The 16,854-nt window shown below is 74.1% G+C and carries 16 protein-coding genes; 7 read left to right on the top strand and 9 right to left on the bottom strand.

Features of this window, described 5'->3' with window-relative positions; genetic code table 11:
* Positions 1-98: 98 nt before the first annotated feature.
* Positions 99-743, bottom strand: coding sequence for a dihydrofolate reductase family protein (locus ACU610_RS11775; protein WP_446767897.1), 645 nt, complete (start codon positions 741-743; stop codon positions 99-101).
* A gap of 285 nt (positions 744-1,028) precedes the next feature.
* On the opposite strand from ACU610_RS11775, the gene ACU610_RS11770 reads away from it, so the two are divergent.
* Both ACU610_RS11770 and ACU610_RS11765 read left to right on the top strand, forming a co-directional pair.
* A complete protein-coding gene (locus tag ACU610_RS11770) occupies positions 1,029-1,613 on the top strand; it encodes an HhH-GPD-type base excision DNA repair protein (RefSeq protein ID WP_446767896.1) in 585 nt (194 codons plus the stop codon).
* A 156-nt stretch (positions 1,614-1,769) separates the two neighbouring features.
* Positions 1,770-2,111 (top strand): DUF3099 domain-containing protein, encoded by a 342-nt coding sequence (locus tag ACU610_RS11765; protein WP_446767895.1) that lies wholly within the window; start codon positions 1,770-1,772, stop codon positions 2,109-2,111.
* Positions 2,112-2,219: 108 nt separating this feature from the next.
* On the opposite strand, the gene ACU610_RS11760 is transcribed toward ACU610_RS11765, so the two are convergent.
* Positions 2,220-3,089, bottom strand: coding sequence for a carbohydrate kinase family protein (locus tag ACU610_RS11760; protein ID WP_446767894.1), 870 nt, complete (start codon positions 3,087-3,089; stop codon positions 2,220-2,222).
* A gap of 2 nt (positions 3,090-3,091) precedes the next feature.
* Positions 3,092-4,042, bottom strand: coding sequence for a pseudouridine-5'-phosphate glycosidase (locus ACU610_RS11755; protein ID WP_446767893.1), 951 nt, complete (start codon positions 4,040-4,042; stop codon positions 3,092-3,094).
* A gap of 77 nt (positions 4,043-4,119) precedes the next feature.
* Between ACU610_RS11755 and ACU610_RS11750 the strand changes: the two genes are divergently transcribed.
* Positions 4,120-4,350, top strand: a complete 231-nt coding sequence (locus tag ACU610_RS11750) for a DUF3039 domain-containing protein (RefSeq protein ID WP_446767892.1) — start codon at positions 4,120-4,122, stop codon at positions 4,348-4,350.
* Positions 4,351-4,510: 160 nt separating this feature from the next.
* Here ACU610_RS11750 and ACU610_RS11745 read toward each other — a convergent pair whose 3' ends face one another.
* From ACU610_RS11745 to ACU610_RS11735, 3 genes are all read right to left on the bottom strand, one after another.
* Positions 4,511-5,578, bottom strand: a complete 1,068-nt coding sequence (locus ACU610_RS11745; protein ID WP_446767891.1) for a YihY/virulence factor BrkB family protein — start codon at positions 5,576-5,578, stop codon at positions 4,511-4,513.
* Positions 5,579-5,718: 140 nt separating this feature from the next.
* Positions 5,719-7,986, bottom strand: coding sequence for a VanW family protein (locus ACU610_RS11740; RefSeq protein ID WP_446767890.1), 2,268 nt, complete (start codon positions 7,984-7,986; stop codon positions 5,719-5,721).
* Positions 7,987-8,129: 143 nt separating this feature from the next.
* Positions 8,130-8,354, bottom strand: a complete 225-nt coding sequence (locus ACU610_RS11735; RefSeq protein WP_012949566.1) for a DUF7455 domain-containing protein — start codon at positions 8,352-8,354, stop codon at positions 8,130-8,132.
* Positions 8,355-9,188: 834 nt separating this feature from the next.
* On the opposite strand from ACU610_RS11735, the gene ACU610_RS11730 reads away from it, so the two are divergent.
* The 4 genes from ACU610_RS11730 to ACU610_RS11715 all read left to right on the top strand — a co-directional run bounded on the left by ACU610_RS11730 (position 9,189) and on the right by ACU610_RS11715 (position 14,430).
* Positions 9,189-10,310, top strand: a complete 1,122-nt coding sequence (locus ACU610_RS11730; RefSeq protein ID WP_446767889.1) for an NAD(P)-binding domain-containing protein — start codon at positions 9,189-9,191, stop codon at positions 10,308-10,310.
* A gap of 268 nt (positions 10,311-10,578) precedes the next feature.
* Positions 10,579-12,078: an acyl-CoA carboxylase subunit beta gene (locus ACU610_RS11725; RefSeq protein ID WP_446767888.1), complete on the top strand. Its 1,500-nt coding sequence runs from the start codon at positions 10,579-10,581 to the stop codon at positions 12,076-12,078.
* Positions 12,078-12,458, top strand: a complete 381-nt coding sequence (locus ACU610_RS11720; RefSeq protein WP_446767887.1) for an acyl-CoA carboxylase subunit epsilon — start codon at positions 12,078-12,080, stop codon at positions 12,456-12,458. The genes ACU610_RS11725 and ACU610_RS11720 overlap by 1 nt, the downstream gene beginning before the upstream one ends.
* A gap of 694 nt (positions 12,459-13,152) precedes the next feature.
* Positions 13,153-14,430 carry a DUF418 domain-containing protein gene (locus ACU610_RS11715; RefSeq protein WP_446767886.1) on the top strand — a complete coding sequence of 426 codons (1,278 nt, stop codon included), beginning with the start codon at positions 13,153-13,155 and terminating at the stop codon, positions 14,428-14,430.
* 85 nt (positions 14,431-14,515) lie between these two features.
* Here ACU610_RS11715 and ACU610_RS11710 read toward each other — a convergent pair whose 3' ends face one another.
* From ACU610_RS11710 to ACU610_RS11700, 3 genes are all read right to left on the bottom strand, one after another.
* The gene (locus tag ACU610_RS11710) at positions 14,516-15,454 is read right to left on the bottom strand and encodes a M56 family metallopeptidase (protein ID WP_446767885.1); all 939 of its coding nucleotides are present in this window, start codon (positions 15,452-15,454) and stop codon (positions 14,516-14,518) included.
* Positions 15,451-15,816 (bottom strand): BlaI/MecI/CopY family transcriptional regulator, encoded by a 366-nt coding sequence (locus tag ACU610_RS11705; protein WP_446767884.1) that lies wholly within the window; start codon positions 15,814-15,816, stop codon positions 15,451-15,453. The genes ACU610_RS11710 and ACU610_RS11705 overlap by 4 nt, the downstream gene beginning before the upstream one ends.
* A 385-nt stretch (positions 15,817-16,201) precedes the next feature.
* Complete coding sequence (locus ACU610_RS11700) at positions 16,202-16,633, bottom strand: response regulator (RefSeq protein WP_446767883.1); 432 nt, start codon at positions 16,631-16,633, stop codon at positions 16,202-16,204.
* Between the last annotated feature and the right edge of the window lie 221 nt (positions 16,634-16,854).

Here is a 16,854-nt window from a genome sequence, read left to right as displayed (position 1 = left end):
ATGCTGTTCGACCGGCACGTGCGCCAGCGCAGCAGCTGAACGCAGGAGCGACTACGGCCACGTCCACCGCATCCGGCGTCCCATCGTGGGCTCTCGTGTCACCTGCGCCAGAACAGGTGGTGCGTCACGCCGCTCGGGCTGGGCACGACGTCGAGGTGGAAGCGGTCGAGCAGCTCGTCGGGTGAGGTCCAGAGCCGTACGCCGGAGCCGAGCTCCACCGGTGAGACCGCCACGTGCATGGTGTCGACGAGGTCGGCGTCGAGGAACTGCCGGATGACGGTGGCCCCGCCGCCGAGTCGGACGTCCCGGCCCCGGGCCGCCTCCCGCGCCTGGTCGAGGACCGTGGCCGGATCGGCGTCGACGAAGTGGAACGTGGTGTCGGAGAGCGTGAACGACGGGCGCGGATGGTGGGTCATCACGAACACCGGGGTGTGGAACGGCGGCTCGGCACCCCACCAGCCCTGCCACTCGTGGTCCTCCCAGGGGCCACGCTGGGGGCCGAACTTGTTGCGGCCCATGATCTCGGCGCCGATGTTGCAGGCGAAGTCCCGGGTGAAGTAGTCGTCGAGCCCGCGGCTGCCGCCGGGATCGGTGCGGTTGGGCCAGCTCGCCGTGGCGCCGGCCCAGGCGAACAGGGCCCGGGGGTCGGCGTGGCCGAACGGTCTCTCCAGGCTCTGGTGCTCACCCGCTCCGAATCCGTCACTCGAGACGGTGAAGTTCTGGACTCTGAGCAGCTGGTCCACGTGGCTCCTCCTCGCGCGGTCGATGACAGGTGGACCGTCGGTCAGCGGGGAACTCATCGCCGCGCGGGCGCCCCGGTCCGCGGCCATCGCAGCCACCGTGTCGGCGGCGGCCGGAGTCGTTCCGCGGCAGCCTGGTCGGACCCACCCTCCCCCCCACGCGGTCGAGCCGACTGCTCGCACCGGGTGCACCGGACCCCTCGCGGCCGAGCGGCTCCATCAGGGCTGGCGGTGGCAGTCACAGCGGCCAGACGTCATCCTCCGGGCGGGTGCGGCAGGATCGCGAGCGTGCCGACCCTGCGCCTGACCCAGGACACCGCCGCGGACGAACTGCTGAGCCGTGACCCGCTCGCCCTGCTGCTGGGCATGCTGTTCGACCAGCAGTTCCCCATGGAGCGCGCCTTCGCCGGTCCCCGGCTGCTGGCCGACCGCATGGGCGTGGACACCCTCTCGGCGGCCGATCTCGCCGACGCCGACCCCGAGCAGGTGACCGCCTGGTTCCAGGGGCCGCCGGCGGTCCACCGCTACCCGGGCTCGATGGCCGCCCGCACGCAGGCGCTCTGCCGGCTGCTGGTCGAGCGCTACGACGGCCGGGCCGAGGCGCTGTGGGCCGACGTGCCCGACGGCGCCACCCTGCTGGAGCGGGTCGGGCAGCTGCCCGGGTTCGGCACGCAGAAGGCGAAGATCTTCGTCGCGCTGCTCGGCAAGCAGTACGGCGTGACCCCGCCGGGCTGGCGGGAGGCCGCCGGCGACTACGGCCAGGAGGGCTCCCGGCGGTCGGTCGCCGACATCACCGGGCCCGAGTCGCTGGCCGAGGTGCGGGCGTCCAAGCAGGAGGCCAAGCGCGCGGCGAAGGCGGCCGTGACCTCCTGAGACGCGACGCCGGGGTGCCTGCATCGCGCGCGATCCGGTGGCACGATGGGCGGCAGACCCCGGGCTGTGCGGGGACCCAGACGCCGTCGGGACGCCGGGCACCGCACCGCGAGAGGGGATCCGCCGTCCCGGGGGACGGCGGAGGGGAGGAAACCCGTGGCCTCGAGCCAGCAGCCCGCGCGATCCCGCCGGCCGGAGCCGGTGCTCATCACCGAGGCGGAACCGAGCCTGGACGAGCAACACGCCGCCCGGAAGAGGCGCTACGTGATCACCATGGCCGTCCGTGGTGTGAGCCTGGTGCTGGCGGCGGTCTTCTACCAGACGCTGTGGCTGGCGATCATCTTCGCCGCCCTCGGCACCGTGCTGCCGTGGATCGCGGTCATGATGGCCAACGACCGGCCGCCGAAGAAGAAGCTCGACATGCACCGGTACACGCCGCCGCGGCCCGATCGCATCCTGGAGAACCCCACGCGCCCCGGCCGGGTCATCGAGCACTGAGCGGACCCTCGCGGCGGCCCCGTCCCGAGGCTCGCCCGAGCCTGCGAGGGGTGAGGACGGGGTCCTTCCACGGTGGGGAGGAGGGGGTCCTCGTGCCTGCAGGGGGCCTCATCGGGCCCCGGGCCGGGCGACGACGGCCGCGGCCCGTGCCAGACCGGCCTCCAGCGCCGCTGCGGGGTCGCCGTCCGGGGCGGCCAGCCAGACCGACAGCAGCCCGGCGGTGAACGCGTCGCCCGCACCGGTCGTGTCGACCACCGTCGCCGGGTGCGCCGGGCGGTGCACCAGCCGGTCGCCGGCGGCCCACAGCGCACCCTCGGCGCCCATCGTCACGACGGCGACCGGGTGGCGCGTCGCCAGTGCCCGCGCGGCCGCCGCGGGGTCGGCGCAGCCGGTGAGCAGCCGCGCCTCGTCGGCGTTGGGCAGCACCAGCGTGGCCGCCGCGGTGTCGGCCAGCCAGCGCTCCACGCCGTAGGCGACCAGCGGCCCGGTGGAGGCGGGGTCCACCGACACCGTGCAGTCGGCCGCGCCGGCAGCGGCCAGCGCCGCCACCCCCGCGGTGCGCGGACCGGGCGCGAAGAGGGTGTAGCCGGACAGGTGCAGGTGCCGGCGCGGCGGGGGGACGTCGTCCGGCGTGAGCGCGAGGTTGGCGCCGCGGTCGGCCAGCATGCTGCGCTGCCCGCCGGGCTCGACCAGGCTGACGATGGTGCCGGTGGCCGTCCCCGGGACGACGCGGACGGCGGGCGTTACCCCGGCGGCGGCCAGCTCGGCGACCAGGCCGGTGCCGGCGGCGTCGTCACCCACGCAGCCGGCGAACGTGACCGGCGTGCCCAGCCGGGCGAGGTGGACGGCGACGTTCGCCCCGGCACCCCCGCCACGGCTGCGGATCGACGCCGGCCGGTCGGACCCGGGCGCGGGGTCGCCCTCGAGCAGCACGACGACGTCGGTCGCCAGGTCCCCGACGACCACGACGTCCGGCACGGTCAGCGGGGGAGGCCGGCCAGGGCGGCGGCGATCCGGGCGGCCAGCTCGGCGTTGCGCAGCACCAGCCGCACGTTGACCGCCAGGGTGGCGCCCTCGCTGGCCCGGTGCAGGTGGTCGAGCACGAACGGCGTCACCGCCTTGCCGCGCACTCCCGCCCGCGCCGCCGCGGCCAGGGCGTCGGCGATCACCCGGTCGTGCAGCGCGGGGTCGAGCTGCTCGTCGTCCGGCAGCGGGTTGGCAACCACCACGCCGCCGGCAGCCAGGCCGCGCCGGGCGGCGAGCACGCCCGCGGCCTCCTGGGGCGAGGACACCGCCCAGTCCACCGTCGAGCCGGAGTCGGCGACGTAGAAGCCGGGGAAGGTGGTCGTCCGGTAGCCGACGACGGTGACCGACAGGGACTCCAGCCGCTCCAGCGTCGCCGGGACGTCGAGGATCGACTTCACCCCGGCACAGACCACGAGCACCGGCGTGCGCGACAGCGTGGTGAGGTCCGCGGACTCGTCGAAGGTGTCCGCCGCCTCGCGGTGCACGCCGCCGAGGCCGCCGGTGGCGAAGACGCCGATGCCCGCGGCGGCGGCCAGCAGCGCGGTGCTCGACACCGTCGTCGCCCCGCTGCGGCCCAGCGCCAGGGCCACGGGCAGGTCCCGGACGGCGAGCTTGGCCAGGTCGGCGTCGGCGCAGACCCGGTCGAGCTGGTCGGCGGTCAGGCCGACGTGCGGCGCGCCGTCCAGGACGGCGATGGTCGCCGGGACCGCGCCGCCGGCCCGCACGGCCGCCTCCACCTCGTCGGCCGCGGCCCGGTTCTCGGGCCGGGGCAACCCGTGGGCGAGCAGCGTGCTCTCCAGCGCCACGACCGGCCGGCCGGCGGCCAGCGCCTCGGCGACCTCGGGGGAGGGCACGGGCGCGGGAGACGTCGGGACGGCGGGCGCGCCGGGGGAGGGGAGCTGCACCCTGCCATCATGGTGGGCGGGGGAGTCGCGCCCAGGAGCCGGCTCCCGGACCCGTCCCCGACCCGAGGGAGCACCGCGTGAGCAGCCCCGACCTCCTCGAGAAGCCCGACGTCCGCGAGGGCGACACCGGCAACGCCAACGAGGTCTTCCACTACGTGCGGAAGAACAAGATCGCCGAGAGCGCGGTCATGGGCACGCTGGTCGAGGCCCTGTGCGGCGAGGTCTTCCCGGTGACCAAGAGCCCGAAGCCGGGCAGCCCGGTGTGCCCCGCCTGCAAGGAGATCTACGAGCAGCTCCGCAAGGACTGAGGACCCCGCCCCTCACCGGAGGAGGACCCCGTCCTCCCCGCTCTTCGAGCTCGGTCGAAGGACCCCCTGCCCACCGCTCGCAGGCTCGCGGCGGGACCCTGCAGGGGGCGCCGTCCCCACCCGGGGGCGACACGTCGTCGGCGGCAGGCCGACGACGTGCTCAGTCCTGCAGCTCTCTCGCGCGCTCGAGCTTGGCCGCTCGTCGGGCCTGGCTGCGGCGCTGGTGCCGGCGCAGCGGTGCCGGCCAGCGGGCCTGGATCGTCGCGTTGAGCTCGGCGCCCAGCAGCACCGACATCCCGAAGAAGAAGCAGAACAGCAGGACGGCGATGGGGGTCGCGAGCGCACCGTAGGGCAGCGTCGTGGTGAGGATGTCCGCCACGTAGGCGCGGGTGGCCAACGCCGCGACGACGAAGAACGAGACGGCCAGCACGGTCCCCGGCAGGTGCCGGTGCCAGGGCAGCCGCCGTGGCAGCACCACGTGGTAGAAGCTCGTCAGGGCCAGGAGCAGGCCGACGAGCACCACCGGCCAGTAGACGGCATTGACCAGCACCGTCGCGGTGCCCTGCCAGTCGGCGGGCAGCAGCGAGACCAGGACCCCCCGGCCGAGCACCAGCAGCGGGAGGGTGAGCACCGCCAGCAGCAGGCCGACGACGAACAGCCACAGTGCCTTCAGCCGGGTGCGGATCGGGCCGCGCACGTCGCGCTGGTCGTAGGCGATGACGACGGTGTTCATGAACGTCGCCGTCGCCGAGGAGCCGGCCCACAGCGACAGCAGGAAACCGACGCTCACCAGGTCCAGCCGCCCCGAGCCGAGGATGTCGTCGAGCGTCGGCTGCACCAGCCCGTCGACGACGTCCGGCGTGAGCACCTCGGTGGAGGCACGCAGCGCTGCCGCCTCGACCTGGGACACCGTGGCCTCGCCGATGAAGGTGCCGAGGTAGCCCAGCGTGCCGAGCAGCCCGATCAGCAGCGGCGGCACCGAGAGGATCTGCCAGAACGCCGCCTCCGCGGAGAGCCCGAGGATGCGGTCCTGCCAGGCCTTGGCGACCGTGCGCCCGAGCACCTGCAGCGGGACCCGCAGCACCGCGGGCCAGCGGTCCAGCCGGCCCCGTGCGGGCGCCGTCTCCCGCCGGACGGCGGTGGCACCCGCCAGTCGGTCGCCGTCGCCGGCACCGTCCTCGGGGTGTCCGGCGCCGGCCGGTCGACCCCCGGGCAGGACGGTGCGCACCGTCCCAGTGTGCACGCAGGTCAGCGCGCCGACCGTCTGGCCGGGCCGGACTCCGCCGCAGGCCCCGTCCCGAGGCTCGCCCCGAGCGTGCGAGGGTGAGGAGGACGGGGTCCTTCCATGCCGGGGGCAGGGGTCCTTCCTCAGCCGCCCGGGACGGGCGCCGGGGGTGGGACGGCGCCGTCCGGCGCCGGCGGCGCGGGCGGCGCGGCGACCGGCACGCAGACGATCCGCGGCTCGGCGGCGTACCGGGTGCGGAAGTCCTCGCGCTTGACCTCCGCGCCGCCGGCCGGATCACGGAACACCCGGGTGACGGTGATGTCGAAACCGGTCGAGCCGGCCTGCGGCTTGCAGCCGCCGTCGTCCGGCTTCTCCTGCACGACCGGCTCGCGGAGGTTGTAGCGGTTGCTGCTGATCGACTCGACGTCGTAGCGCTTGGTCCCGTAGAAGGTGACCGTCAGCGAGTTCGGCGTCCACTGGGTGTCGATGTAGACGCCGGTGTCGCTGTCGTTGCGCCACTTCAGGTCGATCGAGTCGTAGTACACCGTCGCCTCGCGGCCGGCCGGGTAGCGGCTGATGTAGAAGCTGTGCGGCTTGTGGTAGACGTCCTCGAGGCCGGCGAAGAAGACGGCGTTGAACATCGTCGTGGCGACCTGGCTGACGCCGCCGCCGACGGCGGTGGAGAACGCGCCGTTCTGGATGACGCCCGCCTCGACGTACCCCTGAGCCGTGGTGCGCGGGCCGGTGTGGCCGTTGAGGCTGAACGTCTCGCCGGGCCGGACGAGTGCGCCGTCGATCTCCGCGGCGGCCACCCGGATGTTCGTGCCGCTGGCCGCGCTGGTGAAGTTGGTGGTGAAGGTGCTGATCTCCTCGCGGATGCCCAGCGCCTCGGCGTCGGCGGTGCTGAACTCCGCCGGCAGCGGGCCCAGGTCGGCGGTGACCGTGCGGGGCGCCGGTTGCGGCAGGACCTCCAGCAGGTGAGCGGACAGCGCGGCCGGGTCGACGCCGGTGCCGTCGACCGACGGGACGATCGAGACGCTGCCCCCGGACAGCTCGAAGCGGGCGTCCTCGGCGGGGGTGCCGAACTCGGCGAAGTCGTCGCCCATCGCCTCCTGCAGGGCCGCCGGGTCGACCGCGACCGCGAGCTCGCCGCCCTCCTGGGGCGTGAACGTCAGCGAGGCCGCGATCGCGGTCCCGGGCACCTCGACGGAGGTGGCGCCGTCCTGACTGGTCACCGTCACCGGCGCGGCCAGGCCCGGGGTGACCGTCTCGTCGAGCACCCGCTGGGCCTCGGCGGCGTCCACGAGCACCTCGGTCACGTCGACGGGCAGCTCGATCGGGGTGCCCGGGTCGCCCCCCGAGGCCAGCGCCGCGGTGACGGCCTCCGCGGCCCCGTCGCGGTCGAGGGTGCGGCCGGGCACGGGCTCGACGACGCGGGCGTCCGTCCCCTCGATCGCGATCGTCGCGTCGACCGGGGCGCGGTCGACCTGCTGCGCGATGGTGTCGATCTGGGCGGCCAGCGCGGTGTCCTCGCCGGTGATGACGGGGGCGACCTCGCGCTCGTCGACGAGGCTCACCAGGCGGGTCCAGGGGTTGAGCGGCTGGTCGTCGGCAGCGTCCACGGTGCCCTCGACGTCGAGGGTGATCCCGGCGGTGGCGGGGGAGAGGGTGGCCTCCACGTCGTCGGCCAGCACCACGTGGTCGGCGGCCACGCGCGGCGCGAGCTCCGTCTGCAGGCGCTCGGTGGCCGCCGCGGCGGAGAGGCCACCGAGGTCGACGCCGGCCACGACCGTGTTGCGGGGGACGTCGCCGCTGGTGGTCACCAGGTCGACCCCGTAGGCGGCAGCCAGGACACCGATGGCGGCCACCGGCGTCACCACGGCCGGGCGGCGCCACCACGGACGGCGGGTCGGCGGCGTGCCGTCGTCCGGGCCGTCGCCGTCGGAGCCGTTGCCCGTGGTGCCGTTGCCAGTGGTGCCGTTGCCCCTGGTGCCGTCGCCCGTGGTGCCGTTGCCAGTCGTGCCGTTGCCCGTGGTGCCGGCACCGTCCGGGCCGTCGGTCACCGGGGGCAGGACGCCGGTGTGCTGGTCGGCGTCCCCGCCGGGTGGCGGCAGTTGGGCGGGGGTCTCGCCGGGGGCGAAGCGGATGTCCTGGGTCTCGCCGTCCTCGACGGCGGGCGGAGCCGCGTCCTCTGCCCCGGTCGCCGGCGGAGCGGGCGCCTCGGCGGCGGTCACCGGGCCGGGGACCTCGGGGCCGACCGGCCCGCGGTCGCGCGGCACCGGGCGGGTCTCGTCGGACAGGCTCTCCGTGTCGATCCGGGTGGTCTGGTCCGGCTCGTCCGGGACCTGCTGCGCCGGCGTCCGGCCGGTGGGGGTCTGCTGGACGTGCGGCGCGGGGGACTGGGGGGGCATCTCGGGATCTCCGGGTAGTCGTCGACCGGGAGGTCCCGGGAACGACGGAACCGCCGGCGCCCCGTCCCCCTCAGACGGGGACGGGACACCGGCGGCGGCGTCGGGTGAGGGCTTCATCGCTGTGAGCGACGATAGCGCCTCCGTCAGTGACTGAGGCGCTGTTCGCCGTCAGTCTCGATGATGTCGACCGCGATGTCGCGGAGCTTGCCCTCGTACTCACGGGCGTGGTGCCCGCAGAAGACGAGGTCGCTGCCGCTGGCGAGGACCACCCGCACCTTGGCCAGTGCGCCGCAGCGGTCACAGTGGAAGGGAACGACGAGGTCGTCGGCGGGCGGGGTCGTCGTCAGCGTCTGGGTCATCTGGGTCATCACTCGCTCTCTACCGCACGGACCCGCTGCTGCGGATCGGCCTCCTGCACAGCGCCAGGATGTCCCCCTGTGTTCCCGTTCCGCCCAATCCGGTGCCGGACTCGCCGCGGGCGGTGAGGCCGGTGCCGGTGGTGCGGGTGGTGCGGGTCAGCAGGGACGTCACTGTCTCGTGCCGGTCTGTCGGATCGTGTCTTCGTCGTTCTCGTGCGCCGGTCGTCATCCGGCTGGTGGGTCCGCTGCTGTCTTGACAACCCCCACGCTACGCCGTCTACCCGGCGCGTGACGGCGTACACCGATCCACCGGCTCATCAGGGTGAGATCGTGACCATCCCGAGATGCAGCCGATACCGTCCCGCCACTCGGGACACGTGGCCGCAACCACCCCGTCACCACGACGGCCCCGACCCGGATCGGGTCGGGGCCGTCGTGGTGACACTCCGGAACGGCGGCGTCAGCGCCCCGCCGGCCCCGTCCAGAGGCTCACCGCGCCCCGTCCCGGGTCGGCCTCGCCCAGGCCCTGGTTGCGAGCCCGCGAGCGGTGAGGGGACGCAGTCCTTCCCCGAGGGGTGGGGAGGACGGGTCCTCGCACGGTGAGGAGGACGGGGTCCTGCTACGAGCCTGTGCCCGCAGGGGGCCTGTCTCCGTCGAGCTGGTCGCGCACCACGGACGCCTGAGCGGTGTGCCTGGTCCGCTGGCGAGCCTGCAGGTGGCGCTCGTCGATCCTCTTCGCGCGCCACCCGTATCAGGGCCGCCGCGGATGCCCTCTGCATCTGCGACGGCGTCGGGCACCAGCGACACGGACCCCGACGACCCACCGCGGACGCAAGAGGGGGCATGGTGCTCGTCAGCAGTGTTGGTGTCATCGGTCTGGACCCTGTGGGCGGCACCGTCGCTCGCCGGTTGCTCGATCAGGGACTCGAGGTCACCGCGCACGACCCCGATCCCTGGACGGTCGCGACGATGACCCCGGCGGGAGCGACACCTGCGCGGATCCCGGCGGACGCGGCCGAGCCGGCCGACGTGGTCTTCGTGCACGTGCCCGACGAGACCGCCGTGGAGGAGGTGCTGTTCGACTGCGGTGGAGTCGGTGAGACCCTGCGCGACGGCGGCTTCGTCGTGGCCGCCTCCGCCACCGGTGCCACGTTCGTCCTCTCGGCCGCCGAGCGTCTGGCTGCGCTGGGCCTCAAGACCGTGGAGGCGTGGTTCACCGGCCTCTCCGGAGGCGTCCCGGACACCGTGCTCGTGGGTTGCGCCCCCGGAGAGCTGGAGGTGCTCACCCCGGTCCTCCGGATGATCGCCGCGAACGTCGCGCGCGTCGGGCCGCTCGGGTCGGTGTCCGAGCTGAGGTCAGCGGCGACTGCCCTCATGAGGGTCAGGCCGCTCCTGTCCGAGGACGAGTCGAGCGCTGCTGCCTGCGAGCTGCTGCGGGTCCTGACGGGGCCGGTCGGCGACGTGTCCCGCGGCTCTGCGCCGAACGGGCGCGGTGACCGCCCTGCGACGCAGCCGACTCCACCACCGGCGCGTGTCCCTGGGGATCCCCCCGTCGACGGCCACCCGGTACTGGACGCGCGGCAGCACGTGGAGCGAGACCGAAGGGGGGCCGGCGCACCGCGACCACGGGCTCCCCAGCAACGCGGGGTCCTCGCACGACGGGGCAGCCCTCGCTCGTCCACCGTGCTCGACGTCCCCCCAGGTGTGCTGACCCACGACGAGCTGACCGACGTGGTGGACGCCGTGTGCGGGCCGGGCCGCGGATCCGGATCGACCCCTGGGACGGCCACCGGAGGAGCACCCCACGACACCAACTGCCTGGGCCTCGCGTCGGCCGAGTTCGAGGACGTCGTCGCGGAACTGGAACGGCGTTGCCGTGTCCCCCTGCTCCGGGAGGCGCTCCAGTGCAGCACTCCCGGAGAACTCGTGGCACTGGTCAACAAGCAGGTGACGTCCGGCGTGTGAGCCGCCGTCCGGCGAACGGTCCAGCAGACCGGGTACCCGCAGAGGGAGAGCAATGAGAACGGACCCGTCCGGCGCTGCGAGGACGAACGAGGACACCGGCCTGCGCCATGTGCACCGCAGGGGCCAACTCACCGTGGCGCGCGAGGCGCGGATCGACGCGTCGGCCCCCGGCCGACGGATCCAGGGCCATCCTGGTGCGTCGCGGCCGGCGTCGCCCGGGGGTCTCCGGGAGGCGGCTGCGCGCGTGGCCGAGCGTCGACGTCAGGCGGTGGACGGGCACGATGGCGACGCCACGGCCCGCCTGCGTGCTCGAGGCAAGCTGACGGCCAGGGAGCGGATCGCCCTCCTGCTCGACGACGGCTCCTTCGTCGAGACGGAGCCCTTCGCCCGACACCGGGCGACCGGCTTCGGCATGGAGCACCGGCGACCGGACACCGACGGGGTCGTCACCGGATGGGGGACCGTCCACGGCCGGCGGGTCTGCGTCTTCGCGCACGACCCGCGGATCTTCGGGGGTGCGCTGGGCGAGGTCTTCGCGGCGAAGATCCACAAGATCATGGACCTGGCCGAGTCCATGGGAGTGCCGATCATCGGGCTGAACGAGGGTGGCGGTGCCCGGATCCAGGAGGGCATCGATGCACTGGCCGGGTTCGGCGGCATCTTCCGCCGCAACGTGCGGATCTCGGGCGTCGTCCCGCAGCTGTCGATCGTCTTCGGCGCGTGCGCCGGCGGGGCCGTGTACTCGCCGGCCCTGACCGACTTCGTCTTCGCCGTGCAGGACGAGGCGCGGATGTTCATCACCGGGCCGGACGTGGTCGCCGCGGTGACCGGTGAGCGGATCACCCCCGAACAGCTCGGCGGGGCGGCCATCCACGCCACCCGCACCGGCGTGGCCACCTTCACCGCCGAGGACGAGGCCGGGTGTCTCGACGACGCGCGGTACCTGCTGTCCTTCCTGCCCTCCAACAACGAGGAGGAGCCGCCGTCCGTCGTCTCGGCGGATCCTCCCGATCGCGACTGCGAGGCGCTGCTCGATCTGGTGCCGGTCGAGCCGAACCGGTCCTACGACGTCCGGGACGTGGTCGCCGAGATCGTGGACGACGGCGAGTTCCTGGAGCTCCACGAGCGATGGGCCCGCAACGTCGTGTGTGCCCTGTCCCGGCTCGGCGGACAGGTCGTGGGGATCGTGGCCAACCAGCCGTCGGTGCTCGCCGGTGTCCTGGACATCGACGCTGCCGAGAAGGCCGCCCGCTTCGTGCGCACCTGCGATGCGTTCAACATCCCGCTGGTGACCCTGGTCGACGTCCCGGGTTTCCTCCCCGGCTCGGACCAGGAGCACGCGGGGATCATCCGGCGGGGCGCCAAGCTGCTCTACGCCTACTGCGACGCGAGCGTGCCGCGGATCCAGGTGATCCTCCGCAAGGCCTACGGCGGGGCGTACATCGTCATGGACTCCAAGTCCATCGGCGCCGACCTGTCCTTCGCCTGGCCGTCCAACGAGGTCGCGGTGATGGGCGCCGACGCCGCCGCCAGCATCATCTTCCGCAAGGAGATCGCGGCTGCGCCGGATCCGCAGGGTCGGCTGTCGGAGTTGGTGGCCGAGTACACCGACCGACTCATGACGCCCTACGTCGCCGCCGAGCGCGGCCTCGTGGATGACGTGATCGACCCGCGGTCCACCCGGTCGGTCCTGATCCGGTCCTTGTCCTTCCTGCGCACGAAGCGCCCGCTCCGGCCGCACCGCAAGCACGGGAACGTGCCGCTGTGATGGGGGAACCCTCCGCCCGGCCACCCCTGATCTCGGTGACGAAGGGCCGACCGACGGCGGAGGAGCTCGCCGCCGTCGTCAGCGTTCTCCTGGCGGTGGCCGGTCAGCGGACAGCGTCGGCCCTCGCGGGGACACCATCCGGCCGCGCCCCCTGGTCGAGGAGCCACGCCTGGAGCGGGGAGGCCTCCGGGGGCAACCGGACACCGCGATGGAGCACGCCTGTCGGCCGGTGCCCCGATGGCCTCGGCGGCCGGGGGCCGGCGCGGCGTGCGCCCCGGGCTCCGGAGATCCGTGCCACGCCCCTTCGGACCGCTGCGGTGCCGGTCCGTCGGGACTGCTGTCCGGTCTGCGGTGGGCCTGGCGGTGACGGCTGGCGGTAGCCGCGGTGCTCATCGTCTGACGCGGGGCTCGTGCTGCGGGCCCGGAGGGGTCCGCAGGACGGCGCAGCACACACCGGGGCCGCCCGCGGTTCGCGCCCGGCGGGCACCTCGGTGACCTGGCGGAGGCCAGCACGGCCACGCCGATGATCCGGGTACGCACGAGGCCCTGCCCCCGTTCCGCGGCCGTAGGCGACTCCTGACATGCAGTTCCCAGTTCACCGAGCCGGTGCCGCGGCGCACGATGCGCAGCAGCCGGTTGCCCTCGTCGTCGCTGATCGGCCGGACCCGCACGGGCTGAGCCGTCCGCGTCTCCTGCGGGGTGGTCAGGATCAGACGAGACGACAGCGGCAACCTCAACCTCAACCCTCAGCCGGATCCCCGTCGCCGCTCCCGGGGCGGGCGGGAGCTGGCAGCCGCGGCACCGACCGGTCGGCGCCAGGACGCGAGGGCTCCGCGGCGCGGTGTGCGGACTCGGTAAGAAGTTGGCAAACGACGTACGGGGCCGGTCCGGAGCCGACTCTGCATGGGGAGGTCGCGCAGCCACCAACGACGGAGGAAACGACATGCCCTGGCACCCGTCCATGCTCCCCACCATGACCGAGGAGTCCGGCTCACCCGGTCGGAGAGGGCACGCTGTGAGGTCGTGCACGCGTCGAGGGGCTGCGCCGCTCCTGCTCGCGACGGGCGGTGCCTGATGGCTGTCGCGCCCACGATGACCGCCGGCGCGGCGCTCGCCCCGACCGCCGCCACCGCGCCCGTGAGGAACCCGACCGCAGCCACCGCGCCCGTGAAGAACCGGTTCCTGGGCGTCGACGTCACCCGCGGGATCGCCCTGCTGGCCATGCTCGCGACCAACGTCTGGGAGGTGATCGATGACGACGGCCGGCTGACCCTGACCGGGATGACGGCCACCGGCCGGGCCGCGACGCTGTTCGTGATGGTGGCCGGCATCAGCCTGGCCTTCATCTCCGGCGGCCGCCGCCCGGTGCAGGGCACCGCCCGGCGGGCCGCCCGGGCGAACATCGCCGTCCGGGCGGCGCTGATCGGCGTCCTGGGCCTGGCCCTGGGCTACGTCTCCCCCGAGACGGTCGGGATGATCCTGACCTTCTACGGCATGTTCTTCCTGCTGGCGATCCCGCTGATCGGCCTGCGCCCGCGCACCCTGGTCGGCATCGCCGCCGCGCTGGTGGTGCTCGGCCCGCTGGTCCTGATGGCCGCGCACCACCTGGGCCTGGAGGACCCCTTCGACCCGCTGCCGACACTCGCCTCCCCGGTCACCGCTCCGGGGGACCTGCTCCTGCTGGTGCTGCTTACCGGCACCTTTCCGGCCGTCACCTACATGGCCTACATCTGTGTCGGGCTGGCCATCGGGCGGCTGGACCTGTCCTCCGCCACGGTCGCCCGGCGGCTGCTCGTCGGCGGAGTGGCGCTGGCCGTGGCCGCCTGGTCGGTCTCGGGGCTGCTGGTGTCGCGTCTGGGAGGCCTGCAGGCCCTGCTCGCCGCCTCCGATCCGGGAACGACCCCGACCGAGCTGATCTGGGACGGGGATCCGGTGGACTCCTGGTGGTGGCTGGCCCTGCGGACCCACCACTCGGGCACGCCGCTGGACATGCTCGGCACCCTGGGCTCGGCGATCGCGGTGCTCGGCGCGGTGCTGCTGCTCTGCCGGCTGCCGGTGGCCCAGCGCCTGCTGCGGCCGGTGGCGCTGGCCGGGTCGATGACCCTGACCGTCTACGCCGCCCACGCGGTCGTGCTGGCCGTCGTCTCCACCGACCACCTCCTCGCACTGTGGCTGGGCCTGGTGATCGGCGCGCTGGTGTTCGCCGTCCTGTGGCACCGGTGGAGGGGGCAGGGACCGCTGGAGCGCCTGGTGGCGATACCGGCCGACCGCGCCCGCCGGGCCGTGCTCGCCCGCGACCCGGCGCGGCGCGAGACCCGCCGCGACCCGCAGCCGTCCGAGGGACGGACGTGACCCGGCCCGGGATCCGGCCCACCACACGTCGCCGGCTCTGCCGTTGAGCAGGTGGGCCGTCGGTCGGTCGGGCACGTGCAGCGGGTCAGTCCACCAGGCAACCCATGACGTTGAAGGCGGAGAGGCCGGCGGCGACCGGCAGCAGCAGAGCCGCCAGGGCCACGGTCAGACAGCCGGCTGCCCGGGCCGTCGGCCCGCCGCCGACGGGCCCCGAGCTCAACCGCGCCAGTCGCACCTGGACCAGGCGACCGGCCATCGGCAGGCCCAGTGCCGGTGCCGGCTGTCCGGCCAGCCGGCACAGGGCCTCCCGGACGGCGGCGGGCCCGCAGTGACGGGCGGCTCGGGCGTCGGCGGCGAACTCCACGAGGTCCTCGACCGCGGACGGGGCGCGACGGAGCAGCGGGCACATCGGGAGGGCGGTGGCGAGCGTCTGCGCGATTGCCATCAGCAGGTGGTGGCGGCCGCGGAGGTGTGCTCGTTCGTGTTCCAATGCCGCGGCGACCGCTGCGGGAGGCAGCTCCCGGCGCAGCGTGTCGCTCATGATGATGACGCCGGGGCGGCCACCCAGGGACAACGCCAGCGGGCGGTCGTCGCGGATCCACAGCGGCTCGTCGGGCGCTGCCTGGCCGGCGAGGAGACGCAACTGCTTGAGGTGGGGCGCTCGCTTCCGCCTGGCTCGGACTCGCGCTCGCGTCGCCCACCCGAGTCGGGTGAGGACGGCGATGGCGGCGGCGATGCCGATGGTCGCCATCGTCTCCCGCTGGCCGGGCAGGGATCCCGAGGCGAGGGCCGCCAGGCAGTCCTCGGCGAGTCGGACGAGGCCGGTTGAGCGGTGCTCGTGCGGCGGCACGATCAGCAGGGTCAGCGTCGCCAGCGTCGCGGCGACCAGGCCGACGGTGGACAGGACCCAGCCGGTCAGCAGGACGGTGGGGTCGACGCGCCGGTCGCCCGCCCACAGCAGGGGACGGTGGCCGAGGAGGCCGACGACCGTGATGGCGGCGAGGAGGGCGGCCAGTGCGGTCACGACTGTGGCCTCGGGCGCCGGGCCAGCCCGTCCCGGAGGATGGTCGACTCCTCCTCGGAGGCGGTCTGCGCGAAGTACATGAGGACCGACCGTGGGTCGCTCGACGCCTCGAGGACCTCGCGCAGTGAGGCGGCGGCTGCCTCCTCGCGGGACACGGACGGGCGGTACCTGAACGCGCGCCCGGCTGGTTCGCGCTGGACCATGTCCTTCCGGTGCAGGTTGGTCAGCACCGTCATGACGGTGGTGTACGCGAGCGCCCGCTGTCCGGGCATCCGGTCGAGGACCTCGCGCACGGTCAGCGAGCCGTTCGCGGACCAGAGGACGTCCATCACGGCTGCCTCCAGCGGGCCCAGGTGTGGCATGACCGCTCCTCCGTCCTGCTGTGCGGGATGACCAGGGATCGTCCCGCGGTCCCGCGGCTCCCGGACCCGGCGGGTGGATCACGGTCCTGCTCCGTGTAACAGGAATCGATCGGCGTCGGGAGCCACGGGAGCCTGGGAAGTGTTCCAGATCCCGGCTCCGCCGGCGGCCTCGGCGGCGTCCCCGACCGGCCCTGAGGGCCTCACAGGACCGAGCCCGGGGCTCCTGCGCTCGACCGACGGAGGTGTCACCTGGACGCCCGTGGGCGGCGCCTCGCCGCTGCAGGTGCTCGGTGGGGGCAGGGGCGGTCGCGGGCGTGGAGTCCTCCGATCGCGCCCGGACCAGCGCGGGGGCGGTGTCAGGTGGCGGGAGGTCGCGGACACCGGCTCAGGGATGAGGGGGCGGCCACACGGGCAGGCCGGCCATGACCCTGCGGATGGCCCGGACGAACTCGTTCTCTCGGCAGCCCTTGCGCACGAAGCCGGCCGCGCCGGCCTCGCGTGCTGCCCGCACGGTGTCCCGTCGGACCTCGGCGCTGAACAGCAGCACGCGTGTACCGGGTCGTGCCTCGAGGAGCTGCCGGGTGGCCTCGAGGCCCGACATGACCGGCATGTTCACGTCCATGAGAACGACGTCTGGCTCGACGCGGTGAGCGAGCGCGACCACTTCGTGTCCGTCGGCGGCCGTACCGACCAGGGCCAGACCTGCTGTCGAGGCCACCATGTCGACCAGCGCCCCCCGGGCCATCGGGTGGTCGTCGACGACGAGCACGCGGATCGTGCGGCGCCTCGGCACCGGCGACCACGGCCGAGCGACCATGCGAGCAACTTACTACTAAGCAGGTTCGTGGAAGACGGCGGATGAGGGCTGGTGGGCGTCCTCACGTCAGGGTGGCGACACCTGGCCGGCGCCGGCGCGAGCGGCGTGTCGCTCCACCGTCCCGCTCCTGTGCCTTCGTCGCATCGACGCAGGGCTCGCACTCCTGACGACCGGTCGATCCCCGAGAGGCCGATCCGGTGGCACTACCGCCGCCGTCTGCC

It is taken from the genome of Geodermatophilus sp. URMC 61, assembly GCF_052931555.1.
Note: the sequence above shows the minus strand (reverse complement) of the source record. Positions and strands in the feature narration are given on the sequence as shown.